The sequence below is a fragment of the Mesorhizobium sp. M4A.F.Ca.ET.020.02.1.1 genome (assembly GCF_004022645.1).
In the GTDB taxonomy this organism is placed as follows: Bacteria; Pseudomonadota; Alphaproteobacteria; order Rhizobiales; family Rhizobiaceae; genus Mesorhizobium.
The window spans coordinates 1-23,403 of record NZ_RZOI01000002.1; the positions used below are offsets into that span (position 1 = coordinate 1).

Annotated in this window: 25 protein-coding genes; 5 read left to right on the forward strand and 20 right to left on the reverse strand. The window is 59.9% G+C overall.

Annotated features, from left to right (window positions below; genetic code table 11):
* Positions 1 to 75: 75 nt before the first annotated feature.
* The 5 genes from EN742_RS00225 to EN742_RS00245 all read right to left on the reverse strand — a co-directional run bounded on the left by EN742_RS00225 (position 76) and on the right by EN742_RS00245 (position 2,150).
* A complete protein-coding gene (locus EN742_RS00225) occupies positions 76 to 357 on the reverse strand; it encodes a helix-turn-helix domain-containing protein (protein ID WP_127282164.1) in 282 nt (93 codons plus the stop codon).
* A gap of 127 nt (positions 358 to 484) precedes the next feature.
* A complete protein-coding gene (locus EN742_RS00230; protein ID WP_127405161.1) occupies positions 485 to 988 on the reverse strand; it encodes a DUF2285 domain-containing protein in 504 nt (167 codons plus the stop codon).
* Entirely contained in the window at positions 879 to 1,250 is a 372-nt protein-coding gene (locus tag EN742_RS38905) for a DUF6499 domain-containing protein (protein WP_245482245.1), read from the reverse strand. The genes EN742_RS00230 and EN742_RS38905 overlap by 110 nt, the downstream gene beginning before the upstream one ends.
* Positions 1,251 to 1,373: 123 nt before the next feature.
* Positions 1,374 to 1,634: a DUF2285 domain-containing protein gene (locus EN742_RS00240; RefSeq protein ID WP_189375072.1), complete on the reverse strand. Its 261-nt coding sequence runs from the start codon at positions 1,632 to 1,634 to the stop codon at positions 1,374 to 1,376.
* Between the two features lie 189 nt (positions 1,635 to 1,823).
* Entirely contained in the window at positions 1,824 to 2,150 is a 327-nt protein-coding gene (locus EN742_RS00245; protein WP_127282167.1) for a DUF736 domain-containing protein, read from the reverse strand.
* A 696-nt stretch (positions 2,151 to 2,846) separates the two neighbouring features.
* On the opposite strand from EN742_RS00245, the gene EN742_RS00250 reads away from it, so the two are divergent.
* Positions 2,847 to 3,089 (forward strand): hypothetical protein, encoded by a 243-nt coding sequence (locus EN742_RS00250; protein ID WP_127400106.1) that lies wholly within the window; start codon positions 2,847 to 2,849, stop codon positions 3,087 to 3,089.
* Positions 3,090 to 3,101: 12 nt separating this feature from the next.
* Here the strand turns inward: EN742_RS00250 and EN742_RS00255 are convergent, their stop codons facing one another.
* The 5 genes from EN742_RS00255 to EN742_RS00270 form a co-directional block, all read right to left on the reverse strand.
* Positions 3,102 to 3,353 (reverse strand): hypothetical protein, encoded by a 252-nt coding sequence (locus tag EN742_RS00255; protein WP_127400105.1) that lies wholly within the window; start codon positions 3,351 to 3,353, stop codon positions 3,102 to 3,104.
* A 79-nt stretch (positions 3,354 to 3,432) separates the two neighbouring features.
* A complete protein-coding gene (locus EN742_RS37690) occupies positions 3,433 to 3,591 on the reverse strand; it encodes a hypothetical protein (RefSeq protein WP_189375074.1) in 159 nt (52 codons plus the stop codon).
* Positions 3,592 to 3,914: 323 nt separating this feature from the next.
* Positions 3,915 to 4,190, reverse strand: a complete 276-nt coding sequence (locus tag EN742_RS37695; protein ID WP_127405163.1) for a hypothetical protein — start codon at positions 4,188 to 4,190, stop codon at positions 3,915 to 3,917.
* Between the two features lie 346 nt (positions 4,191 to 4,536).
* A complete protein-coding gene (locus tag EN742_RS00265; RefSeq protein WP_127400103.1) occupies positions 4,537 to 4,719 on the reverse strand; it encodes a hypothetical protein in 183 nt (60 codons plus the stop codon).
* Positions 4,720 to 5,593: 874 nt separating this feature from the next.
* Positions 5,594 to 6,061 carry a YidB family protein gene (locus tag EN742_RS00270; protein ID WP_128332209.1) on the reverse strand — a complete coding sequence of 156 codons (468 nt, stop codon included), beginning with the start codon at positions 6,059 to 6,061 and terminating at the stop codon, positions 5,594 to 5,596.
* A 1,053-nt stretch (positions 6,062 to 7,114) separates the two neighbouring features.
* Between EN742_RS00270 and EN742_RS00280 the strand changes: the two genes are divergently transcribed.
* From EN742_RS00280 to EN742_RS00300, 3 genes are all read left to right on the forward strand, one after another.
* Complete coding sequence (locus EN742_RS00280) at positions 7,115 to 7,423, forward strand: helix-turn-helix transcriptional regulator (protein ID WP_281033505.1); 309 nt, start codon at positions 7,115 to 7,117, stop codon at positions 7,421 to 7,423.
* Between the two features lie 27 nt (positions 7,424 to 7,450).
* A complete protein-coding gene (locus EN742_RS00285) occupies positions 7,451 to 7,639 on the forward strand; it encodes a DUF3606 domain-containing protein (protein WP_127400101.1) in 189 nt (62 codons plus the stop codon).
* Positions 7,640 to 9,275: 1,636 nt separating this feature from the next.
* Positions 9,276 to 9,584 (forward strand): hypothetical protein, encoded by a 309-nt coding sequence (locus EN742_RS00300; protein WP_127400100.1) that lies wholly within the window; start codon positions 9,276 to 9,278, stop codon positions 9,582 to 9,584.
* 258 nt (positions 9,585 to 9,842) lie between these two features.
* Here the strand turns inward: EN742_RS00300 and EN742_RS37700 are convergent, their stop codons facing one another.
* From EN742_RS37700 to EN742_RS00320, 5 genes are all read right to left on the reverse strand, one after another.
* Complete coding sequence (locus tag EN742_RS37700) at positions 9,843 to 10,010, reverse strand: hypothetical protein (RefSeq protein ID WP_189347588.1); 168 nt, start codon at positions 10,008 to 10,010, stop codon at positions 9,843 to 9,845.
* Between the two features lie 355 nt (positions 10,011 to 10,365).
* Positions 10,366 to 11,295, reverse strand: a complete 930-nt coding sequence (locus EN742_RS00305; protein WP_128332210.1) for a DUF2493 domain-containing protein — start codon at positions 11,293 to 11,295, stop codon at positions 10,366 to 10,368.
* Positions 11,296 to 11,651: 356 nt separating this feature from the next.
* Positions 11,652 to 12,704, reverse strand: a complete 1,053-nt coding sequence (locus EN742_RS00310) for a toprim domain-containing protein (RefSeq protein ID WP_127400418.1) — start codon at positions 12,702 to 12,704, stop codon at positions 11,652 to 11,654.
* Positions 12,705 to 12,764: 60 nt separating this feature from the next.
* Positions 12,765 to 14,861, reverse strand: coding sequence for a ParB/RepB/Spo0J family partition protein (locus tag EN742_RS00315; RefSeq protein WP_127400417.1), 2,097 nt, complete (start codon positions 14,859 to 14,861; stop codon positions 12,765 to 12,767).
* A gap of 166 nt (positions 14,862 to 15,027) precedes the next feature.
* On the reverse strand, positions 15,028 to 16,218 hold the full coding sequence (locus EN742_RS00320; protein WP_127400416.1) for a DUF932 domain-containing protein: 1,191 nt from the start codon (positions 16,216 to 16,218) through the stop codon (positions 15,028 to 15,030).
* A gap of 507 nt (positions 16,219 to 16,725) precedes the next feature.
* Between EN742_RS00320 and EN742_RS00325 the strand changes: the two genes are divergently transcribed.
* Positions 16,726 to 17,022, forward strand: a complete 297-nt coding sequence (locus EN742_RS00325) for an AlpA family phage regulatory protein (protein ID WP_127399894.1) — start codon at positions 16,726 to 16,728, stop codon at positions 17,020 to 17,022.
* Here the strand turns inward: EN742_RS00325 and EN742_RS00330 are convergent.
* The 5 genes from EN742_RS00330 to EN742_RS37710 all read right to left on the reverse strand — a co-directional run bounded on the left by EN742_RS00330 (position 16,976) and on the right by EN742_RS37710 (position 23,240).
* On the reverse strand, positions 16,976 to 18,232 hold the full coding sequence (locus EN742_RS00330; protein ID WP_127421160.1) for a site-specific integrase: 1,257 nt from the start codon (positions 18,230 to 18,232) through the stop codon (positions 16,976 to 16,978). The genes EN742_RS00325 and EN742_RS00330 overlap by 47 nt on opposite strands.
* A gap of 636 nt (positions 18,233 to 18,868) precedes the next feature.
* Positions 18,869 to 19,351, reverse strand: coding sequence for a transposase (locus EN742_RS37705; RefSeq protein WP_329609615.1), 483 nt, complete (start codon positions 19,349 to 19,351; stop codon positions 18,869 to 18,871).
* Complete coding sequence (locus tag EN742_RS00340) at positions 19,257 to 21,077, reverse strand: EAL domain-containing protein (protein WP_236387765.1); 1,821 nt, start codon at positions 21,075 to 21,077, stop codon at positions 19,257 to 19,259. The genes EN742_RS37705 and EN742_RS00340 overlap by 95 nt, the downstream gene beginning before the upstream one ends.
* A gap of 256 nt (positions 21,078 to 21,333) precedes the next feature.
* On the reverse strand, positions 21,334 to 22,515 hold the full coding sequence (gene ubiM, locus EN742_RS00345) for a 5-demethoxyubiquinol-8 5-hydroxylase UbiM (protein ID WP_189350574.1): 1,182 nt from the start codon (positions 22,513 to 22,515) through the stop codon (positions 21,334 to 21,336).
* Entirely contained in the window at positions 22,512 to 23,240 is a 729-nt protein-coding gene (locus EN742_RS37710; protein ID WP_128344425.1) for a hypothetical protein, read from the reverse strand. Before EN742_RS37710 ends, ubiM begins: the two co-directional genes overlap by 4 nt.
* Between the last annotated feature and the right edge of the window lie 163 nt (positions 23,241 to 23,403).

Here is a 23,403-nt window from a genome sequence, read left to right on the forward strand (position 1 = left end):
GAAGCAGGCGGCGAGATGTCGTCGCCGAGGTGATGCCAGCGTGGTGACTCACCGCGCCTTGGCGCGGGGCACAGGTCAGCGCCCATACCGACCGGTCGGCGCAAAAGCTGCCGGCGGATGCCGCTTGGCGGGAAGCACGGAACCGCGTGGGTCCGAAGTCGAGGTCACTGCGCCGCGCTCAGCCCATGCCTGGAGCTCGTCGACGGCGTAGACGACACGACCGCCAAGTTTGCGATAGCCAGGACCAGTGCCGTAGGTGCGGTGTTTCTCCAGCGTGCGGGACGACAGGCTGAGGAACTCGGCAGCTTCCTTGGTGCGCAGAAAGCGCGGCGGCAAAACGGCTAGATCTGGTCGCATGTATCGAGCCTCCGGGGAGTTTTGAGAACCGCTGATGCTCAGCGGCGGACAGCGACAACCGTGGCGGAAAGGAGACGTCGCAGAGGATGGGGAAGATTGGGGGGCGCAATATTCCCACCCGGGAGCGCTAGGAGCGCTTGCGATGGCGCAGCAGTTGCAGATAGCCGCCGGCGATCATGGCTCTTCCACCCTTGACGAGACCGATCACGGTGTCGCGCAGGGATGAGGTTTTCCATGGCGCGGCGAGAACTCGCCCCGTCCCGTAGAAGGCGGTCGCGATTTCACGGTAGCTGGCGCCATTGGCGCGGCCATCCGAGGCCCGCATCATCAGGCGCAGGCGGCGCCTCTGTTGAATTGTCATTCGCGTATCGGGGGGAACAGGCCGCCTGTTGTAGGCACGCCAGAAACGAACGAGAGCCTCCACCCGTCCGAGTGTCTGAGAATCCAGCGGTATCAAAGCTGTAAGGGAACGGTTCTCGTCACCGCCGGGAAGGAGGAGAAGTTGTGTTGCTATGCCGCTGTCATGGACGACATGCGAACCTTGCGGACTGTCGCGACCAGGGCCGACCCCGGCAAGCGCCCTGGAAGGGTCGGACGACAGGAAGTCCGGCGACGGGGCGAGGGCCAGCACGGCAGGATCGGCAAGAGGTGACCATAAAACGTCTTGCGTCAATGCGGACAGGTCGGGACGGGCCGCGAAATCGCAACCCCCAGCGTCTCTGCACTTCTGCTGGAAACGGTTTCGTCTCAGTTCCCGAACGAACGAGCGCCAGGTAGAGCCGCTGATATGAATCTGAGCGGCGCAGGCATTCCCAGGCGAGTCCTTCGATTGGCAAGCTGTCGAAGAAGTCGTAGCTGTTATCGTCCCCCCAACGCGACGTGTTCGGCTTCATCGTGTGGGTCCTCGTCAAACTGCAAGTCGTGCCTGCATCGATTCCGGGCGATTGGGATTGGCGGAAGACCCTGGATGGACATCGCGTGATGCTTTTTTGGCATCACCGAGGCGGCAATATTGGCTAGGTTTCGGTCTTACGCAGAAGTTGCCGGTAGCCTGTGCGTGTCATCCAGCGCGCCCGCGCCAGATGGCTGTCATGAACCTGTCGGGCACGCTGTGGCTCCTCTTTCGGATCAATCCCGAAGAGGATTCTGACCACCTCGTGCCAATCGGCGCCGTCGGCGTCGGCGTCAAACAAGCGCATGTAGAGCTTGATGTGGCTGCGGTCGTATTCGGTAAGTACTTCCCCCGTGGGCGCGGCGTCGTCGAACGGCTCGATCATGGTTTTCACTCCCCAACCCGCGAGATGGAAATCACAGTTCTTACAGAGGTCACGGCAGCTGCGGAGGCCGCTTTGCGGGCATCACACGATGCTAAGTCGACATCGCCACCCACTGCGCGCCATGTCGCTTCCCGGTTTGACGGCAAGAGGCCCCGCCCGGATGAACCGGGCGGGACCGCGTGTATCTTCTTATTCTGCGCCGCGGCGGCTCGGGCGGGACCAGATCAGGCTGTAGGCCTCACCGTCCTCGTCATTGAAGAGGTTGGCGAAGATCGGGGCGATGAAACTCGGATCGTCGAGCTTGAGGCCCAGATAGTCCCGGCCCTCGTTGGACTGCTTGGACCAGGCGGCGCCGATCTCTGCGCGGCCGACGAAGACCCGGTGGCTGGGGGCGTTCTCGCCATTGGCGCGGGTTTCAGGAACGATGCGCACGCCGCGGGCCTGGACGCTGAGAGTGACGATTTCGCCAGTGAACTCGTTGTTGCCGGACTTCTTGAAGGTGCCGATGGTGGCCATGATAATTCTCCTTGATCCTATCTGTCTCGAGCTCGCACCATTGCGACTCGATGGTGGTCGAAAGGTCGAAGGCGATCGCTGGCGCACCGGAGGGCCGAAGCGCAGCGGAGGACGGCGCTGGAGCGACTTTGTTGCTCGCGAGGAATGACGGCGCAGCCGGCAGGGGAAGAAAGTCGTGACGCACCGTTGCGCAACAAGCGATTGAGGCGAAGCCGTTCTTCGGACCAGAAACACCAATCGAGAGACCGCATCGGTGTTGGCCAAGACACCTAGGTCCCAGGAGAAAAGGTGACCTGCGCCGATCTGACCCCGGCAACAGAGGCTGCACGCAAACGGTAGTCGCTTCGCAACTGATCCGCGCGTCTGCATTGACTAATGTGCGCATAGCGTGGTGGCTCCGGTACCCGGCTCTTCGGCGTTGCACATAGACGTCTCCCGAGTTCGCGGGCTACGACGATGCCTGCGGTGCAAAATTCGATCGCTGTTTCCGCATCCACGTGCCGGCTTGTCGGCAAGGGATGAGGGCGTCGGTCATCGTTGTCGTGTCTCTACGCCCAAGAAAGCTCCGGCAGGCTTTGGCCCTGCACTGTCCTAACCACCGGCGACGCGTCCGGCACGCTCCTGCAGTCCTGTGCGCTCCCCACTTAGGAACCGACATTCGATGCCGCCGTTCTCCTGAGCGATCTGGAGGTGCGAATGTTCAATCCGTGGTTCGATCTTTATTTGTCGGCGCTGGAAGCTCACCAGGTAATTTGGCTTCGAACGCTGCGGATTGCCCGGGGAGGCAGATTGGCAGAGAGGGAAGCGAAGCAAATGATCACTGAGAAAGTGGAGGCGGCCACGCTCGCCGGTACGCTCTTCGCTACCGGATCGGTGGGCAAGGTCGCAGCCGTCTATCGGAGGAAAATTAGAGCCAACAAAAAACGGCTCTCCATCTAATTTCTAGATGACCTAGTGGGACTCCTGCGAAACCGGAAACGACTGAGACACGCTGATGGTAGCAGAATAGACCAGCCGCCCGGCTTCCTCATAGACGGAGACGGTCATGGATTCATCCAAATCGCTTGAGGCCAGTTCGTCGACTGCTATGTCTTGAAGAGCCTTTAGCGCCTCTCGTCGCATTTCGCTCAGGCCATCGAGATCGACCCAGGCATCGCCTAGAGAGTGCCCATTTCTCACAACCTCGAAGAGGTATTTCGACATTCGGCCACTGTGAGACAAAGCAAATGTGGCGGCATTCAAATTTGAGGGCCGGCTATGAGCACGGCGTCCAGCCCTCCGCCTAGCCGGCGGTCAATGCTTTGTGGGGCCTGACGCCGTGGGCGAGAATGCTGATTTCGGCTTCGGTCAAGGTGATCTGATAGCGCTGTGTGGAATTCTTCGAGTAGATGTCGCCAGCAATAATCGAGACGGTCACATCGCCATTTTCGTCGATCTGCACATCCTCGATCTGCAGCGGCGCTGAGTATATGCACTTCGGTGATCCTGGCCTTCGCGCAGGCTGAGCAGACAGTCGCAATGTGAAAAATCCCTTGCTGTAACAGCAATGCGTCTGACGCAAAATTGATGCCAGCAATTCGGTCCCGAGATGAGACACTGAAACGTTGGGCTACTCCCACGTTCGTCCTTATGGATACGTGCCTGCTATTTCGGCGAGAGCGTATTGTTTCGCCAGCCGGCGCCGTGTTCGCCCCCGACACCCAGCGCCGGTTAGGCCCGGCGTTTGCTGGCCTACCCACGCTAGCCTGCCGGGCCGCTCCCGTTTCATGGACTCCAGCCTTTGCGCTTGTCCGGTGGGGCCGCGTGGTTGGTGAATTGCAGGTTCCGGTCATCTCGGCCGGCGCGGCGGCACTCGTGGCAAAAGATCACCTTTGCCAGATCCCAATGAAGGCACGGTTGGTCAGGGCCGAGACGCTCCACAAGCGCGGCGACATCGAGCACGACATGGCGCCTGCAGGTGAGGCAGTCGACCGACATGCCTGTCCCGGCCTCCAGCTTCTTGCCTAGCGTGTCTTCAACAAAGGGGAATTTCATTGTCATGGCGATCTTCGAGAATGAGGTCGCCGCACCTAATAGGATTATATTCCTGGTCGCCGATCGCTTGCCAAGGGCTTACGCGATCACGCCATGTCCAAAAGAGGTATCTTAGTCGAGATATGCGGCGGTCCTAATGGGCCGCCAGGCCGGCCTTCCAGGCATTGCTCCCCAACGAACGGGCGCCGGCCACCTTTAGCCCGTCGTTAGGTGTGGGGGCACACCAGCGACGGGCTATCGGGCGCCTATTCAGCCTTCGTTCACAATATTAGTGCAAGCTAACGTAAGGTCATGCTGGTACAGCGTACATGCAAGCCCTAGCACCGACCCCCTCAACGCTGGGGCTTCCTTTTTAATGCTGGGTCTTGCCGCTTGATTGATCCGCCTGCGCTATAAACTTGTTAAAGGCGCGCGCCTCATCGACGGTCTCAAACTGCCGAGACATTGTCGTGCCGTCCGGCTTTAGAACCACTGCGAGGAATGGAAGCCCGAACACGGGCGGGTGATAGACGGCATAGATCGTGCTGCGCTTCATCGCGGCGTTTTACAGGGATTTCTGGCCCGGAACTAGATGCGCGTCGGTGTTCGGGTCGGCGGTCTTGGAGTCTTCAACTCTCCTGAAAGGGGTGGGGTGCCAAGTTAATCGGCGCCGGGGCTTTTGCGTACAATCCATTCGACCACGTTGGGGTCGACGTAGTCATCGCCTGTCACAATCCGAACGAGCTTAGTTGCGCGCGGTCGCCACTGGTCCTCAGGAACCTTATCCTCATCCACCCAGCGGTTGAACGCTTCGCGCATTACGTCGAATTCGAAGTATGAGGCGTTGTTGTTGGTCGGCCGCTTCGGGATGGGTTCACAACGGCTTACCGTCCGAAATGTTCCAGCAGGAAATTTGGCCCGTCATTCCTAGGGCCCACTTGGTTTGTCAGGAACGGCTAAGCTACGAACGGCTGCCAGTGTAGCTCGAATGGGCTTCGGCGTGATCTCGGGCAGACTGCCTCAGCTAGTGGTTTGTCCGGTCTTCACGCAGGACGTTGTAGAGAAGCAGGGCCGCCAACAAAGACGCCAAGGCGCCCAACACGTCACCGCCGGTCAGCGCTGAGCAATATACGAAAGCGAATGCCAACTCGGCCATGGTTTCCACCGGCGGGTGTTGTACAGGATTCCGGGGGAGAACCTTTAGAGAGCGCTAAAGTTCCTGGTTGGGATTGGCAGCCGGATATGACATTTGCGCCGGCACGTAGCCCGGCCTGCTTCTACTATGGACACAGGATAGCAGGCCGGGCCACACTCCACCAACGGACCCGGAGTTTCAGAATATTGAAACTCAGGTAACGGTCCCACAACCTATCCTTTCGGTGAGTGCGATTAAGCTCGCTCCAGTGGTGATGGCCGAAGCGGTCTCCGCCCTACCGCTCGGGAGTGCGTGGCGGCACCTGATCGAGGAGTGTGATCTCCTCGGTCTCTATGCTCGGGTTTGCAGCCGGCAATTCGCCCTCTGGCGTCAGCTTGTCGACCGCTTCAGGCAAATCTTTGGTGATCCTGGCAATCAGCTCATCGCGTGACAGACCAGTCTGCATCGAAAGAGAAGTGAGGGTGTCGTCGTCGATTGCGTTCTCCACGTCCTTTGGTTCGATCGGCTGATTGGGTCCACTGCTAACCCACGAATCTACCTTCGACCCCGCTCCAGCATTTCTGAAGCGGTCGAGGATGTCCCCAAGCGCCGTCCCGGACACGCCCTTGGATAACTGATCCAAGAGCCCTCCCTGCGGGTTGTTTGGATCGCGATTTCCTCGGATCAAGTCTCCGATCTTCTCGCGATTTTGATAGGCTAGAATGCCAAGCACTGCGACAGCCAGTCTTCCCAGATTTGCCATGGTTTCCTCCCTTGGATCACAGGAGAAGGTTTCGTGATCGCAAAGGTTCCGCCCGTCCATGTGATGCTGCTGCGCTAGCCCGTCTCTTCCGTGAAATCCGGCAGCGAGGCATGCCGCAAGTCGTCCTCGCCGCGCAGATGCTTGATGCGGCCGATCAGCCCCGGCTTCACCCATTGCGTCGCCGGCCGCTTCATACCCTTCTGCGGGCCTCCTTGAGCCTCCTGGACGCGCTGCCCCACGATGCGCGAGTTTGAGAAAGGCCCACCGAATTCCGGGTCCGGGCAATCTCAGACGCATGCGACAAGCACTGGAGGCAGCCGGTGTGGCAAAAAAGGCCCGCCGGCCGAGGCCAACGGGAGGTCTACTGGAATAGCCAGAGCGTGGTCTGGCACGCTGCAAACGGCCCACCCGCGTTGTGTTTCAACTTGCTAAATTGACTTAGGACCCTGCCAACGGGTGCTCCAGCGGGGGCGGCCACCCGGGCGGGTTTTGCCGGCAGGCGGGTTTTTCTCATCGGCTGACGGTTCGTCTCAGCGGAGATGAGCTTGTCTTGACAGCAGGCACCCTCATTTCTCGTGCCCTCTCCAGGTCCAACTGACTGGCATACTCAGCCTCGAAGGCCTCCGAGTGCCTTCGATACTCGCTCCGCAGATGGAAGTATGGCAGCGCAAATCCGAAAAGGATGATGACGCCGATTGCCCCCGTCATGTGGTCGATAACAGCAAGCCGGTGGAAGAGCGCCATCGCGCCTGCGGTCACAACCGCCCCGTTCATTCCTGCACGGAAAGGGTCAAATTTGGGCGGCGGCGCAAGCGAATCGGCCCGTCGCTTCGCCTAGGTAAACGGCTGCCACGAGCTTGCGACCAAGTCCCGATTGCTAAGCGCAAGTGGCAATGGGGAGGGCCGTTTGGATCCGATAACGAAAAAGGCCCGCTCCGATGCAACATCGAATCTGATTCAATATCGCATGGCCGTTTCAGTTCCGTTAGCAAACCCTGAAATGCTCCGGAACCTTCCGTTCAGTCCGCTATTGGTCAACAGGAGGTCCGTGAAGTGCGAAAACTGACAGCAGAGCAGTCGCGAGCAGCAAGAACGCTATTGAAGTGGTCGCGCGTGCGGCTTGGCGCCAAGTGCAATCTTAGCGAAACGACGATCAGCGATTTTGAGAACGGGCTAAGGAAACCGCATCCCCGCAAAGTTGCCGCTATGCTGCTGGCTTTCGAAGGGTCGGGAATTGTCTTTTCCGCCGAAGGGAGCCCATCACTATCGCGCTCTGAGGGTCAGACTGGTGGTCGCCACACCGGCAACAGATCGTGGCGCCGTCGGCAGACACAGGGCGCGGGAAGAAACTCCTCGACGTAAGGAGATTCTGGCGGAAGGAGTCCCCAAATGGCAAAGGACAAAAGCAGAGCCGACTTCCGCGCCGCAGGCCAAATCTCGCTTGACGACGACTATGAGGTGAATTTATTCGCCCTGCAGAACAACATCACACCGGCTCAAGTTCGAGAACTCATCCGCAAGCACGGCAATGATCGCGCGACCCTGACCAAGGCTGCCAAGGCATTGCCAGGACGATGACGAGAAATTCCCAGACGTGAGACCACCAATGAGGCGAGCCGCCTTGCCCTGATCACCGGGCCGACCACCAGACCTTGTCTACATCGGCCCCGGATCATGCCCAGCTTGACGCGACAAGCGCCTCAAACCCTGCCGTAGGCGAGCATCCGACAGTGTATGTCGACGTGGCGCGATACCTGCAGGAAACGCAAAGCCCGCCGTCTCGGGGAGAGAACGACGGGCTTTTGCTTGGGGAGCGGCGGGGGGACTGGCCGCTCGCGATAGAAATCCGCCAGACCTGAAACTGTCCCCTGATGACTGAGACGCTATCCACCGCCGACAGACCTGCTGATTTTTCTTCGCGCCAGCCCTGCAGTGTGAGATAATTCCGACCAGGGTTTTAGGGCGGCAACGATGTCATTGTCGCGCAACAGTGGTGTGTACGAACCCGCTGATCTGGACTTGCTCCCAGCGGGTCTTTGACCGACTGTGCAAAGAACGCCGGCTAGCCCTCAAGGACAGGGACCAGAGGGAATATCTTGCCTCTCAAATCTTCGAAGTTTTCGACAACGGATCTACCGACGAGACCGAGTTGTGGCGATCGCTTTCAAAACTTCGTACCTCCAAGGAGGCACGAGAGAGCCCGTCGCCTGGAGGACATGGCGACGGGCTCTCTGGCCACCCAGAAGCGGGAGATGACCGCTCCAGATAGAACCGCGACCGGGAAGGTCTGTTCCATGTCCGGACACAAATATTAGCATCCGCTTGACGAGGCAGCCGACGGCCCCAGACTCCATAATGTGGAACGGATCCAGCGCCAATCAGAGCACACGGTGAACGGATACTGCCTCACCATCAGGCTCAGGATCCCCGATGACGCTCGTCCGGATACGCCCATTTTTTGCGATGATTGCGGAAAGTACCTTGGCACCTGGGATGAGATCCAAACCGACTTTGAGAAGCAGGGCGGCCAGGACGGGGTGTTTCGACTCGACAAAGGCCGCATCCAGCGGATCCGCTAGTGCCGGCCGGCAACCCTCTAGTGTCGACCTTTCAGGAACCTAGCCTCGCGAAGCAGCGAATTCCAATCAGTTCCAATTAACTCGACCAGTCGCTTCGCCTCTTCCTGCCCGATGCCAGTCTCCCTCATCAGTCGCTCCGCCAACAGCTTTAGATGGGCGATGCGCTCATCTTCATTGTGGATTGCCGAGCACATAACGGTTCCTCCAATGACAGGAACCGCTGAAGTTGGCTTTTGTTTCGAGTGGGTCGCGACTCTGGGCTCATCCGATTTGCGGATAGAGGAACCCGACACCCACCGTTTTTTGCCAAATAGCAGAAGATGGAAGGGCCGATAACGTCGCCAGCCGGTAGCCTTGCCGGCTAGGCCCGGCGGTCAACAAGCGCTTATCCCCGACCATCGGGTTGCTGTTTGCCAAGCCCGGCTCGCTGGTCGAGGTGACACAGGACTTGCGAGCCGGGCTAGCCGCCGACATCTTCCAATCCGGGGAGGAGTGGTTTCAACAGTCGGCGAGGAGCAAAACGTATCCGATCAGGCCTCATCATGCGATGTGGACTGAGGTCCGAATGAGCCTCCTGCAATGGTCTATTTTAGCAACTGCTTGACTATGCCGCCCTGCGCCCCAGAGTCTCCTTCATGGCGAAGGGCAGCATCAAAGTCGGCGACGAGGTCGCGATCACCGCGACCGTGCGCAAGCGCGTGACTGAGGATCGGGTCGCCGTGTTGATCCCTTCCTACCACCAGCCGCATTCCATCGTTGACCGGTCGCCAAACGTGAGCAGCGGGCAGAAGGTCGAGTTGGTGGGCGACGTCACGCATGTCTACGAGGACAGAGTGACGGTGAACCTTGGCGTTCCAGTAACGGTCAGGCTCAACACGGTGCGGCTTGTCACCAGCTACGTGGCGCCGAAACGGAAGACGCCGCTGGTCGATAAGGCGACGTAACAAAAAGCCCGCCGGCCGAAGCCAGCGGGCAAGAGGTGGTCACGACCCTAGAGCCCGCGAGGGTCGAGCCGCAAATATGCTCGCACGGCAGGCAGGTATTCCGCGCTAACAAATGTTAGGCGATAGCCCCGCGCCTTCGCCGGGCACCCTCAAAGCGGCGCGAACGACGCCACGCAAAGATACAGGCTGACGATACTGCCGGCACGGGTGTTCGAGAGGCAGCCGCGCCACGCGGGCCGTCGGCAAAGTCGCGACGATTCATGAGGCGTGGGGGTCTATCTCACCGACGATCTCGGAGGGGTCGCCGTCGTATTCGTCTGCCGGTGAGACAGCGAGCGTGCCGTCGCCAGCGCGAAAGATGACGATGCTGACCATGAGGCTGGTGGCGAGGCTGAAGGCGAAGGCGTTGGCTTCCATGAGGGACATCTTTCCGGCTCCTGCTTTGGAAGCGGGGAGCGATCCCCGCGCGACAGGCGCCCGATGTGTCCGGCCGAGGGCCGCAATCACCGTGAAGGCAAGCCGGAACGGCGGCACGCTTGGCGTAGTCCGACCCTTTATGGGTTGATGGCATCAGGCCTTCGGACCGGATCAAGGAATTGCGTCGACAAACGCGGGGATCGGTTCCCTGTTCTCCATTCCAGGACGAGAAGGGATGAGAACCTCATGGTTCGCCGCCTTGCTTTCATCGACGCCACATCGGCAGAAACGGTCGTCGGATCAATGCGCCGGCAGCGACGGAAATCGGGGCGAATGACTTGCGGCGAGTGAAAAGGTGGCCTCTTCACGTGGCGCCGAATTTCATCACCGGAATGCCGAGCCTGCGGGCCTTGTCGGCAAGGTTGTCCTGAACGCCGGAGCCGGGGAAATGAATGACGCCAATCGGCAGAATGTCGAGCATGGCGTCGTTGCGCTTGAAGGGCGCGGCCTTGGCATGCCTGGTCCAGTCCGGCTTGAAGGCGATCTGTGGCACCTTGCGACTGTGAGCCCATTTGGCCGCGATCAACTCGGCACCTTTTGGTGATCCGCCATGCAGCAGGACCATATCCGGATGCTTGCCATGGACCTGGTCGAGCTTGGCCCAGATCAGCCGATGGTCGTTGAAATCGAGCCCGCCGGTGAAAGCGACTTTCGGTCCGGGTGGCAACAGCACCTGGCTGTCCGCATGCTTTCTCGCGGCAACGAAGTCCCTGCTGTCGATCATTGCCGCGGTCAGGTGGCGATGGTTGACGACAGAACCGAAACGCGGGCGCCAGATCGAATGGGTGTTACGCTCGTAGTGCTCGGCGGCCTGGTCGCGCATCAATTCGAAAGCGCTGCGGCGTTCGAGCAGGGTCTGACCTTGGGCGATGAGGCGCTCGAGCTCGACCGACTTGACCTCGGATCCGTCCTGTTCGCGCTGCAGCCGCAGCTGGCTAAGCTCGTTTTCATCGAGCTCCCCCTCGATCCGCCTGGTCGCGCGATGGAACAGGTTAACCGTTCCCCACAGGAGTTCCTCGAGATCGGGTTCAAGGCGTGTGTCGGCCATTGCCACCACGAGAGCGTCGAAGATATCGGCGATGCTGGCTGCGACCACCTTGCCTTCGGGAAGCGGGCGCGGGTCGGGTTCGTCGTCAAAGGGACGGAAACCGTAAAGCTGAAGCTCCTGAAGGACATGATCGGTTGGTGATGATGCGGATTGCGGCTCGAAGCCGGTGTCGTGCTCGGTGTTCATGGCGGCTTGCCTTCGCGGGATCGGCCGCGCCCATCGCGGCCTTCATGGCGACGAAGGCGATGGACGGTCCGGACCTGCACCCTAAACGGCAGCGCAGGGCCGGAACGCAAGTGGAGGATTGCGGAGCCCGGCTATTTTGTCTCGCGATGGAAAGGCCCGCAGACGGGGTCTCGCGCGGTCCGCCGCGCGGGGTGGCAAGGGCCGCCGGAAAATAGCCGGGCGTAGCCATTGCCTGTCCGGACCGGCCGGCGCCCGATCGCCCTCTGGAAGGCCGTGGGCCGGCCCTCGCCCGGCGAAGGTGCATCCGCCCATCCAAGCCACACATCGCTGGCACGCCTCCCTTCTTCCCCTTCCGGTCAGGCCGCCAGCGCCATGAAGCGCGAGACATCCTGCGGCGCGATCTGCACCCGCAGGATCGCCCACAGGGCATTGGCACCGAGCAGGCGCAGATCCTCGTTGAAATCGCCGAGTTGCGGCGTCAGGACCATCGCCTCGATACCGGCCGCTTTGGTGCGTTCAAGGAGGGTTGCCACTGCGCCCTCGCCTGCCGGATCATTGTCACGGGTGATGTAGAGCCGCCGCAATGTACCAGGGAATTGGATTGCGGACAGATGTGCGGCCGACAACGCTGCGAGTGCCGGCATAGTCGGCAGGATTATGCGTTGCGACAGCATCGTCTCGATGCCTTCGCCGGCGGCCATGACATCGCCGCAAAAGCCGAAGCGGACACCGTGACCGAGCAGGTCGCCCAATGCTCGTCTCGGTGTCTCGATCGGAGCGCGGCCGAGATGGGCATCGCTGAATCCGCTCGGATCGAGCCAGGTGCGGTGAGCGCCAGTCACGTCTCCGTTGAGGTCAGTGACCGCTGCGATCATCGCCGGCCAGATCTCAGTCGGCCCGCTATCTTCGGGACGGTAGTAGCAATGCGGGTGGAAGCGTAGACATCCCGTTTCATGCAAAGCCGTAATGCCGCGGCCGCACAAGTACGTCTCAACGAGCGTCCGTAAAATCGGCCGCGAGATAGAGACCAACCGCCGCGCTGCCTCCGCAGAACCGGAAGGCGCCATCGCCCTGGTCTGCTTCGATGCCGTTGGCTGCCGTTCGGAGCGCGGCAAGCTCAGAAAATTGCAGGCTTCCACGCTGATATCGGCAAAGTCGGTCAGGCCGCAGCTCTCGCGGATCACGTCCAGCAGGTCGCCGTGCTCGCCGGTAGCAGCATCAGTCCATTTGCCTGCGGGACCCTTTGGAGTGTCCCTCAGCCTTACATACATCGATCGCCCAGGCGTATTTCGGACGTCGCCTACAAGCCAATAGTTGCCCTGGCGCCGGCCGTTCGAAAGATAGTTGCGACATACCGCCTCCGCCTGCCGGCCGAGCCGGTGCGCGAGGTCGTTGGGGCTTCTAGACACGGTCCGCCTCCAGAAAAATGCCCGCCGTCTCCGGCGGGCCAGATGAAGACTTGCCACTGATCATCCAGCAGCGATCGTATGAGGCTCATTCGCGGCATCGTCATTTTCAGCGAAGCTCTCGGTGTCGGCCACGGACAATTCGCCGTCGTTCCCCGCCGTCGCTTCGACCACCGTTTGCGGCGATCCTGTCTCATTCGTTTCTGTATTCCCGTTTCCCGGGGTGCGCAGGGGCTCAGGTAGCCAACCGCTGCTCCCGATCAGCTTCTCCGCCTCGCTCGCCATGTCGCCCTTCTTGAGGTGCGCTATTCGGTCAGCGGCTTCCTGGCCCTTCGCTTCAGTGAGTGCCTGGAGAATGCGCGCCTTTGTGACACGCCCGAGGAAGTTGTCGACAGACGGCCGCCAGCCGGCCGCCGTCATGTCGAGGTCGATGGCGTGTGCCAGCCGGTCGGCATGGGCGAGAGCGCGCGGGCGCCTGTTCCATGCTTCATGCACAGCGTTGACCGACATGCTGACGACATAGGCGAAAAGCGCGGCCTGGCGATCGCGATCCCAGCCGCGAAGGGCGTCCCAAAGGTCGGTGGCTTCCTTCGGCAGCGCGTTGGCCCAGTCGTCGTGTCGGACACGGATCGCCTGTGCGCAGGTGCTGTCGTTCAATCCTGGCGCTTGGGCGCCGAAGCTGACGCTCTTCAAGTCCAGTTCCAGGCAGCTATCCGACCCATATTGGTAGAAGATCTTCAGCGTGAACGCGTGCAAGGCGGCGAGGAAGGCTATGTCCGGATTTCCACCGAGCGCCTGACGGAGGCCGAGCGTGCGATGTGCCGTCAGTTCCGTCATGAGCCGGTCAGAGATCGGCGAGATGCGATCATCCTCTTCGGGGTCGGCCAGCGGCTCATTGTCGGCCGAAACGCTGCCCCCGTCTCGGACGGCAGAAGCCTCCAAGGGTTCCTCCCCCTCTTCGCTTGGCTGTGTCTCGATGGGCAACTCGTCCTCGGGACGGACGTAGCCGCGCTCGACGCGAAGACAACCGTCTGGCGCGATGCTGATGAAGCCACCGGCGCGGGCAACCTCGAGCGGGTCGAAGGTGAGTGGCCGGGTTTCGAAGGACTGAAGTCCAGTCTCCAACTCAGCCAGACGCTGATCGATTTCGTCCGGAAGGTCCTCGAGGCTGTCATATTCCTCCGACAGACGATCGAGCTCGAGTTGCAAGGCCTTGCGCGTCAACTCCTCCTCGGCGCTAAGGGGGGACGGTTCGCCGCGCAGCTGGCGGAGACCGAAGGCGTGGCCGTAGGCGAAATCGGGCGCGATTTCGATCCACTTCCAGCCTTCTGCGCGAACTGCCTCCGCCTGGCGTTCCATCTCGTCTGCGACCAGCCGATCAACCAGGACGACGTCCTGCAGCCAGCCACCGTCGTCGCCTTGGAACAGGTCGCGCATGACTGTGCCACCGCCATCGACATAGGCGTCGATGCCGATGAACTGCACCCGCTTGTCTGACGCACGCACCGCGCCCTCGGTCAGCATGCGCCGAATGGCATAGGGCTGCTTGTCATACGAGGCCTTCAGGCGTTCGAGAACCTGCTGCTGACGCTCATGATCGCCGGACACGGTGAACGCCATGAGTTGATCGAGCGTCAGACCATCTTCGGCATAAATCTCAAGCAGTGCTGGTGACACCGAAGCCAGCTTCAGGCGTTGCTTGACGACACCGACCGAGACGAAGAACGCGGCAGCGATCTCCTCCTCCGACTGGCCCTTTTCGCGAAGGGCGAGGAAGGCACGGAACTGATCGAGGGGATGAAGGGGCGCGCGCTGGACGTTTTCCGCCAGCGAGTCCTCCTCGGCAATGCCTTCCTCTCGCACGATGCAGGGAACCGGCGCGGTTTTGCTGAGGCGCTTCTGCCTGACTAGCAGGTCCAACGCCCGATAACGCCGGCCACCTGCCGGAATCTCGAACATGCCGGTTTCCACTCCGGCTTCATCCTTGACTGGCCGGACGCTGAGCCCCTGCAACAGGCCGCGGCGGGCAACGTCCTCGGCCAGTTCCTCAACCGAGACGCCGGCTTTCACGCGCCTGACATTTGCCTGACTGAGCACAAGCTTGTTGAAAGGGATGTCGCGCGACGACGACAGGGTGATCTTTTTGGCAATAGCAGCCATCGATGTTACTCCGCGACGGGCAGCCGAAAGCCACTCTCTCGACCTCCAACCCGTCACAAAGCGCAGCGCCGCCCTCTTACTCTTGAGGACGACGCCGCAGCACGAGAAAAAGAAGACGAGAAGCGGACAGAACTGGAGACCGGTGCATCTCCTGGCTTCCAGAATGTCAGATCGCCTTGTCGAACAGCTTCTTCGCCCGCGCCTCCAGATCAAGCCGGGCATCCTGATGGGTCTTGTCGCGAGCCACCGCCGTGATGCCCTGCACGAAGTCGAAAACACTTTCAGGCTTGCGACCTTCCTCGGTCAGCACTGTCTCAATGATCCTGGTCGCCTCCGCCTTTGAGAAGCCACGCTTGCGCAGGAAGTCGCCGCGATCGTCATCGGTACGGGCAACGATCCGCTCGCGCGCCGCCTTGATGCCGTTGATGAAGGGCATGGGCGACGAATTGGCAAAGCGTGCAAGCGCCGGCGCGGCCTCACGCGCAAAACGTGAAGCTGCGTATTTCGAATGACGAATGGTAATCTCCTCGAACTCCTCAACACCCCAGAGATTGCGATTCTGGCAAACGGCGCGAAGATAGAAGCTTGCGATGCCGAGCGTCTTGGCGCCGACCTCCGAATTCCAACAGTAAAAGCCACGGAAATAAAGATCGGCTGAGCCGTCCCGTAGCCGGCCAGCCTCGATCGGATTGAGATCGTCGACCAGGAAAAGGAACACGTCGCGGTCAGAGGCGTAGAGCGTCGTGGTGTCCTTAGTGATGTCGGCTCGCGGATTATAAATGCTGGTCGACCAGTCAAGGACGCCCGGCACCTTCCACCGGGTGTCACCTGTGCCGTTGCCGGCGATGCGCTGCACGGCGGCGACCAGTTCGCGATCGAAGATGCGGCCGTAGTCCGGGCCGGTGACCGCACGCAACTCAACACGACCATCCTCGATTTCAAGCGTCTTCACCTGTTCGGAGCGGTGAGACGTCAGGCCATATTGTAGATTGATGCCGGCGAGCGGCGCTGGAAGTTGGCGCAAATAGGCCGCCGGCGCGCCAACCAGACTCGCCAGTTGGCCAAAACTCCAATGGGTTGGGGCGATTGGAATATCGGAGCCCGGCAGCACCAGCTTCAGGCGCTCGGCATCGTTGCGGCTTGCCTCTACACGAATAGCCGCGCTTTCCACGGTTCTCGTCCGGCTGCGCTCGGTCCGCGTCTGCACCGCCTCGAATAGCTCCGATAAGGACAAGTAGCGCTCGTCGGCCGGCCGCGAAAACCATTCCGAGGACACGCGACCAATCCGCTCGCCGCGGCTCAAATCCACCTTGAAGCCGCCGGAAAGATCACGGGTGGCGTTCAGAACTTGTGTCATGGGTCGTCTCCATGACGGGCGCCGAAGGCCTCTCCTTCCGCCTCAACCCGTCGCCGAAAACCCGGCCCTTCTCTGACTCTTTGTCGGGAGAGCCCCCGCTCTCCCGACAAACACAAAAAAGGGCGTACAAGGCGTAAGCACCGAAATGCCCGTCGGAGGGAGTAAGTCAGTTCGGTGCTGGAGCAGGTTCGTGGCCCTGAGACCGGTTCAACAGGGCGGCCGTAGGAGCATCAGCATAGCGCCGCCGTAAGGCGGGATGCGGGACCGACAGCCCCCGGCGAAGGGCGCAATATAATGCTTCCTCGGTAAGCTTGACCTCGGAGCGGCATGCGATCCGTCGAGGCGCGTCAGGTCGAATAACCGTTTCTTCGGTCCGGGTCATGGCGACCCTGACTGACCGATATGTGCGAAAACACCGCCCAACATACGCTTATCGACTTTCGCCCTTTCCATCCTCGCCAGCTATCGGCAGCAATCGTTCTGCGACACGAGGAAAGGTAGGCCGCCATGACTGATCCCAGGGAGGCTACAATAAAGCGGACGATCCGCCGTAAGGAGCTACGTGAAATCGTCCCTCTGGCTGACAGCACAATCTATGAAATGGAGCAGCGCGGGCAATTTCCGCGACGTTTCGCTCTTACCCCCCGTTGCGTCGTGTGGGATTTGGCCGAGGTTGAAGCCTGGCTCCATGCGCGCAGGGCAGCACCAATTCCCCGAGCCAGCCCTCCAGATGTGCGTTTGAGAAAGACCGCTCCTGTCAAAGCGCTGGATCGGGCTCAAAGACCGTCATCATCGGGGGCATAAGGACGACGGGGCGCTTCCTTCCCTCGACCCAGGCTTCCACTGCATCGGACCATTCTTGCATCATGTGGCGGCGCTGAACTTCGTATTCCGCCTTGTTGTAGACACCGCGGGAGGAGCGACCGTCCTCGTGAGCCAGGCATTTTTCGATCCAGTCGCTGTTGAACCCTAGTTCGTTCAAAAGTGTAGAGCCCGTGCGCCGGAGATCGTGCACGGTGAATGGCTCGAGCGGCAGGCCTTCCTTCTTCGCCAGTTCGGCCACCGCATAGGTCACACGATTGAAGGTTGCGCGCGCCATTGGCGCGTCCGCGTCGTAGCGGGATGGCAGCACGAAACGAGAGTTCCCCGAGCAGGTCTTGAGCGCAACAAAGATGTCGAGCGCCTGGCGTGATAGATAGACGTTGTGGGCCTTCGATCGCTTCATCCGTTCCTTTGGAATGGTCCAGACCGCATTCTCGAAGTCAACCTCGTCCCAGGTTGCGTCCTGAAGTTCGCTTTTTCGAACCATCGTGAACAGGATGAGGCGAAGGCCAAGGCGAATGGTAGGCAGTGTTGCGACCTTCTCCAGTATCTTGAGCATGACGCGGATTTCAGTTGGGGAGAGCGAGCGATCTCTCGGGACAAAGTGAGCAATCGATGCCGGCCCTACGTCGTCGGCCGGATTGGACACCTTCTCGCCATGGAGAATGGCGAAGCCGTAAATTTGCTTGAGGATATCACGGACGTGGATCGCCGTTGCCGGCGCTCCACGCTCGACGATCTTGGCACATTGGGCGCGAAGATCGTCCGGTGTGATTTCGGTCAGCAGCCTATTGCGCCAAACCGGCAGGAGTTCGCGTTCGTAAATTGACCGGCGCATTGAGCGAGTGCTATCCGCCATTGATGCCATGGTCAGCCACTTCTCTCCAAACTGACCAAAGCTCTTTGCTTCTTTCAGTCGCCGTTTGTCGCGCTGCTTCTCGATGGCTGGAGAGCGACCTTCTCTAACCGCTCGACGTGCATCGAGGCATTTTTCCCGGGCTTGGAGCAGGGAGATCCCATCGCGCCCGTACTTGCCGAGATAGACGGTCTCCCTCCGGCCATTGAGCCTGTAATCCAGACGAAACGAGATCGTGCCGCTAGGCATGACGCGGACATACATCCCGTCACGATCCGCCACCTTGTACATTTTCTGCTTTATTTTCAATGCCTTGATTGCGGCGTCTGTCAGCATCCCATTCAATCATCAATTAAGGCCGTACCTGATTGTTTCAATTACTTAATTTAAGTCACACAACCAGTGAGTACCGTCAAAAATACCGTCAGATTCTTACGCTGTTGAAAAGACTGAAACAATGTGGTCGCTGCCGCGGTATGCACACTTTTGATTGCATCATTTGCGAGCTGCCATTCGGCGAGGTAAAGCTGGAGTTCTCAGAACACAACAAGGACGGTGTTTGCTCATGCTCGACAGCTCTAGGTTCGAGTAGACGCGCGGCTGTATCGGGGGGAATGGGCTGGTAGGAAATGGATGTCGTGCCGCATCACTCTGTCGATCGACCAAGCTTCGCATTGCCTCATCTGCTGCTCGTGGCGATGGCCCCCGATCGGAGATGCGCTATAGGAACACGCGAATTTCGATTCTGCCCTCAACTCTCGGGACCACTCACTCTGAGTAACAACGTCACGCCGATCCCACCTTCCGACGCTATTTTGCGGCAATGCGGCCAGTAAGCGCCGCGCCCGTTCGCGATTTCCTAGTGGTGAAAGTCTGACATTTGGTACCCCACGCGTGGAGCAGCTTAGGCTGAAAGAGCACGTTGCACGACAAATAAACCGCCTATCAGCTAACCACGGACCAGATGGAAGGTCAGCCCCGCAAGGCGGTTTTGGATTTCCCCGAGACCTTGCCCAGTTCCGCTTCCCATAGATCGAAGGGGCTCGCGACAATGGCCACGGACTTTTCCTGACGCAGCGCGGCGCGGCTTCCAGCATCCTTGCCACGAACCTTGTCTCGACCTTCCACAATTCGGTCATGGCGGTGATCGAACCCGTCGCGGCCCTGCGAGATCCCGCTGATGTGCAGGTCGTAGAATTTGCGCCGCAGGTGAGCCCAGCACCCGGCGAGCCGGATTGTTTCATTGCTGCCGGCTTTGTCCCGTGCCTTGACCAGGTTGGTATAGGCCGAGTAGCCATCCACTTGCAGGATACCGCTGAACCCGGCGAGGTGGCGCGCGTGAGCGAATGGCGGATGCCGGTCACAACTCCTGGCGCTCTTTAACTGCCAAACCAAGCGCTTGGCTGAGTGGCACCGCCTTGGAGAACAGGAAGCCCTGAGCGGTTTTGCAGCCAAGCTTGTGCAGAGTTTGCCGATCCGCCTCTGTCTCGACGCCCTCGGCCATGACCTCGATCCCGAGCGTCCGACCAAGATCGATCACGGTTTTGACAAGCAGCCGATCCTCCCGCGATTTGGCTAAACCGCGAATGAAGCCCTGGTCTATTTTCACCTTCCTTATCCGACTGTCCTTGAGCGATGCCAACGTGGAAAAGCCGGTGCCGAAGACATCGAGCGCGATGGAAATGCCGGCATGTGAAAGCCGTCCGAGCTTTTCATCGACCCTGTCCGGGTCCACGGGCGATTCTTCTGTTATCTCAATTTCGAACATCGTTGCAGGGAGGTCCTTTGCCGCCAGACCATTCAGAACCATTTCGTCGATATCGCCGGCCTCCAATTCGCGCGGTGAAACGTTCATCGTCACACGAACATCACGACAGTCAGCTTTCACCAAGGCGTCGATAAAAGCGCAACATTCGGAAAATACAGCTTGAGTTAGCAGCTGGAGCATTCCGGTTTCGCGTGCCGCTGTCATGATTTCGGGCGGAGAGATGGAACCGTGAATCGGATGGGACCACCTTAGCAACCCTTCAAAACCGATCACAGCTTCGGTGTCGAGTCTTACGATTGGCTGGAACCAAGGGCCCAAGCTTCTCGTCTTTATCGCCGAATGAAGATCGCGTTCGATTGACTGGCGGCGTTGCAGTTCCCGGTCGAGCTCGGCATCGAACAGGCAAAATTCGTTCCTGCCACGGCGCTTAGCTGTGTAAAGGGCGATGTCCGCCCGCAACAACATTTCCGTCAGCCCCGGGTTTTTAGCCGAGTATATTCCTATGGATGCCCCGATCCGGACGGAGGCGACGCCAGGATAGGGGCGAGCAAGCTTGGATATGAGATTGGATGCGAGATTGCTGGGAGAAGGCGAATTTCTAAGCGAGGAAAAAACCAGCACGAATTCATCGCCACCGATGCGGGCGAGCGTTGAGCCCTCCGGTGCTTCTTCCTCTATTCGGCGGGCGATCCTGGCAAGCAGCTCGTCACCCGTTCTGTGACCGTAGGTATCGTTGACAGATTTGAACCCATCCAGATCAATCAGCATGGCCACAAAGGGCCCATCAGTGTTCTCAAACTGATCGATTGCATGTTCGAGGCCGCGCCTGTTGAGGAGCGCGGTAAGATGGTCCTCCCTGGAATTGCGCTCCATTTCCGCGGCAAGCCGCTCGGCTTGATGTCTCAGGCGGCTCGCGTCACGGAAGCGCGCTTGTCCAACGAACGAGGCTCGAGCCAGGCCGCCCTCGAAAAGCAGGACGGCAAAAGCCAGAATGTAGTTTTCCAGGGTTCCCTTCGTCAGCAAGCATGCGGCGGCAATGAGGAGTGGCGGTGTGATGAAGTATATCGCTGCCGCAGCATATGAGCTGCCGTACGTGACCGCGCCAGCTGAAATGCCCGCCAGAATTATTAGATGCAGCGATGCTTGAGACGTCGTGTACCCAGCCGTTAGGACGGCAAGGAATGACCAGGTGAATCCCGCCAGAAGAGCAAGCCTGCCAAACCAGCGAAGCCGCAGCCAAACCCGTGTCAGATCATCCTGGACTCCGGGTTCCTTCAGCTGATGACGGGCGAGTGCAAGGCGGGCGGCATTTATCGCATTAACGACCGAAAACCAGGCCGCGCCAGCAAGACCGTTCCCGGAAAGGGCCTGCACGGTCAAAATCAGCCCGGACAGCACAATGCTTATCGGCATTGAGACGAAAAGGCCTGCCCTCAGATCAGCGAGCTGGTCCTGAAGGATTCTCGCCTCCAGCGGATCTTCTTTTTCCAGGGCTGGACGGGTCAGCTTGCTTACTCCTGCTTGTCCGCAGCCTATGCAGCCCCCCTGAAGGACGGGTTAATTCTTCAATCGGAGATCAGCGTCGGGAGCAGGATTACTCCGGCGCATGATGCACTCTCTCCCATCGCTCGCCCAGCACATCGCGCAAAATGCAACTGCTGGTGCAGTATCACCGCTGGAGCTCCGCCGAAATCCCATGCCGGACAAGGGGAACATGTTGGGCAAAGCGAAGCCCCAGATGCCTTGCAAGCCGTGCCGCCAGGTGGTCTCTGGAGTAGAGTCCAACCAGTATGTTCGTTGCATGGTAGAGCGGCGCCGCCGACAGGCGCAGCCGCCTTTCGTATATGTGCAGCATGTCGGGGTCGCCAACATTGCGGCCGTCGCGGCACGCAGTCATGATTCCACGGGCGAGTTGCTTCTGGCTGCTGAGACCGATGTTGAATCCGTGAGCGGTCACCGGGTGCATGCCGATGGCAGCGTCGCCGATGAGTGCGGCGCTCGGGGCCCGGAATTTGTGCGCCCAGGTCGTGACCAGCGGATAGGTATGGCGCTTGCTTGCCAAGGTCATTTTTCCAAGGCGCCCTCGACACAGTTTCGTCAACTCCGACAGGAACAAATCGTCATCGAAGGCAAGCAGTCTATAGGCCTCGTTTGAGCGCAATGTGAGCAGCAGCGACGACACGCCCTCCGCGAGGGGCAATATCGCTATCGTCTGATGGTGATCGAACCATTCGATGGCGATCTGGTGGTGGGCGCGCTCGTGCCTCACTCGGCAAATCAGCATCGAGTGGCCAAGCCGGTTGATATCGGCGCCGATGCCCAGCAGATCACGCGTGGCGGACAAACGCGAATCCGCGGCAACAACAAGCCGAGCAGTTAAACGCGCGCCATTAGAGAGCGTTACGACTGCTCCTTCTTGGCTGTTTGTTGCATCGACGACCGAGTGGCCGCACAACAGCCGGGCGCGATCCTGCAAGCGGACGATTTTGAACAGCGCCTCGCGGATCCGGCAATTTGGAACCAAAACCCCCAGCGGTTCTCCAGAGTTGCTGGGAGGATCGAAACGAAGAGCGAATGCGCTCGAGCCGTTGAGCACGCGCGCGCCTTGAATTGCTGATTTGTCCGAAGCCGGGATGACATCCCAGGCGCCGAGCTCGCGAAGGGTTCTGATCGAAGCGTTGGTCAGCGCGATTTCGCGACCATCGAAAGCCGGATTCGCCAGACTATCGAATGTGTTCTGTTCAACAACTGCCACCTTGAGTTCGCTTTGGGCAAGCGACGCAGCGAACGAAAGGCCGACCGGCCCGGCTCCAACGACAACGATGTCAAAATTGTCGTCAGAGCCCATCAGCGTGCCGCCATCCCGTCGGCTATCCTCGTGTAACGGTGGAACTGAGCCGACTGACATCCGCTGAGCTCCGTGCCCGCCGCCAACGCGTATGATGCTCCGCAGCACATTGACATCACGAGGATCTTCGGCGCTGGATCCGAGCCTTGGAACATTTCTACGAAGTCAGCCCAAAGAAGGCTACCTCGCCCACTGGACGAAGCGATCCCGTCTCCATTGCCGTGCCCAGCGATGTGAAGCACGTCGCACTTCGCCTTGTTCGCTTGGACTACAGCCTCACGAAAATGCTTTCGGTCCAAAGCAATGTGGAGCTCCGCGCGGATGTTGACAGTCTTTAGCATCTTCTGTGTGATCGGTCCGTCCGCCCTGTCGGCGAAGTAGTCATTCGCGTTGTGGCAGTCGATGATGTGAACGGCGCTCATGGGATTCTGCCTATTATTATCGTCGTGACGAGTGGATACCACGTGCGGAACACCGTGATCTGCGCTGAGTTTCGGTGACCGCATTGCTGCAAGGCGCAGGGCCGGAAATTGGCATGGATCGGCAATGAAGCATGCAACCCCATCAGAGGTGGACGCGTCTGGCCGCGATACATAAGTCATGCATTCTCCTTCGAAGACTGGCCTATAAAGCACCACTGATGCGAATATGACCCTGATCTGGATCAGCCAGGGCACGATCAACCGGCACTGGTAGTTCACGCTCGGGTGATCGATCGCGACGCTCAACTTGTTACCCGTGCGCACAGTGCGAAGCTCGTCCGGCCGCGCGAGGTACTCTCGCGGCATCAGCCGCCTCATACTGGGTGCATGGGAAGGCAGTCCTTCGCACGACAGTGGATTTTCACAAATCAATGTAGTGCCCAGCTTAGGTCAAGCTGGTCATGGAGCA

What these genes read in the sequence shown, in the direction of transcription:
- EN742_RS37700 (WP_189347588.1), bottom strand. Translation starts at nt 10,010, where the DNA reads ATGTCCCTCATGGAAGCCAACGCCTTCGCCTTCAGCCTCGCCACCAGC.
- EN742_RS37695 (WP_127405163.1), bottom strand. Translation starts at nt 4,190, where the DNA reads ATGACAATGAAATTCCCCTTTGTTGAAGACACGCTAGGCAAGAAGCTG.
- EN742_RS00265 (WP_127400103.1), bottom strand. Translation starts at nt 4,719, where the DNA reads ATGAAGCGCAGCACGATCTATGCCGTCTATCACCCGCCCGTGTTCGGG.
- EN742_RS00270 (WP_128332209.1), bottom strand. Translation starts at nt 6,061, where the DNA reads ATGGCAAATCTGGGAAGACTGGCTGTCGCAGTGCTTGGCATTCTAGCC.
- EN742_RS00255 (WP_127400105.1), bottom strand. Translation starts at nt 3,353, where the DNA reads ATGTCGAAATACCTCTTCGAGGTTGTGAGAAATGGGCACTCTCTAGGC.
- EN742_RS00240 (WP_189375072.1), bottom strand. Translation starts at nt 1,634, where the DNA reads ATGATCGAGCCGTTCGACGACGCCGCGCCCACGGGGGAAGTACTTACC.
- EN742_RS00250 (WP_127400106.1), top strand. Translation starts at nt 2,847, where the DNA reads ATGTTCAATCCGTGGTTCGATCTTTATTTGTCGGCGCTGGAAGCTCAC.
- EN742_RS00225 (WP_127282164.1), bottom strand. Translation starts at nt 357, where the DNA reads ATGCGACCAGATCTAGCCGTTTTGCCGCCGCGCTTTCTGCGCACCAAG.
- EN742_RS00315 (WP_127400417.1), bottom strand. Translation starts at nt 14,861, where the DNA reads ATGGCTGCTATTGCCAAAAAGATCACCCTGTCGTCGTCGCGCGACATC.
- EN742_RS00305 (WP_128332210.1), bottom strand. Translation starts at nt 11,295, where the DNA reads ATGAACACCGAGCACGACACCGGCTTCGAGCCGCAATCCGCATCATCA.
- EN742_RS00300 (WP_127400100.1), top strand. Translation starts at nt 9,276, where the DNA reads ATGGCGAAGGGCAGCATCAAAGTCGGCGACGAGGTCGCGATCACCGCG.
- EN742_RS00320 (WP_127400416.1), bottom strand. Translation starts at nt 16,218, where the DNA reads ATGACACAAGTTCTGAACGCCACCCGTGATCTTTCCGGCGGCTTCAAG.
- EN742_RS00340 (WP_236387765.1), bottom strand. Translation starts at nt 21,077, where the DNA reads ATGCCGATAAGCATTGTGCTGTCCGGGCTGATTTTGACCGTGCAGGCC.
- EN742_RS00245 (WP_127282167.1), bottom strand. Translation starts at nt 2,150, where the DNA reads ATGGCCACCATCGGCACCTTCAAGAAGTCCGGCAACAACGAGTTCACT.
- EN742_RS00330 (WP_127421160.1), bottom strand. Translation starts at nt 18,232, where the DNA reads ATGCTGACAGACGCCGCAATCAAGGCATTGAAAATAAAGCAGAAAATG.
- EN742_RS00285 (WP_127400101.1), top strand. Translation starts at nt 7,451, where the DNA reads ATGGCAAAGGACAAAAGCAGAGCCGACTTCCGCGCCGCAGGCCAAATC.
- EN742_RS38905 (WP_245482245.1), bottom strand. Translation starts at nt 1,250, where the DNA reads ATGAAGCCGAACACGTCGCGTTGGGGGGACGATAACAGCTACGACTTC.
- EN742_RS00325 (WP_127399894.1), top strand. Translation starts at nt 16,726, where the DNA reads ATGACTGATCCCAGGGAGGCTACAATAAAGCGGACGATCCGCCGTAAG.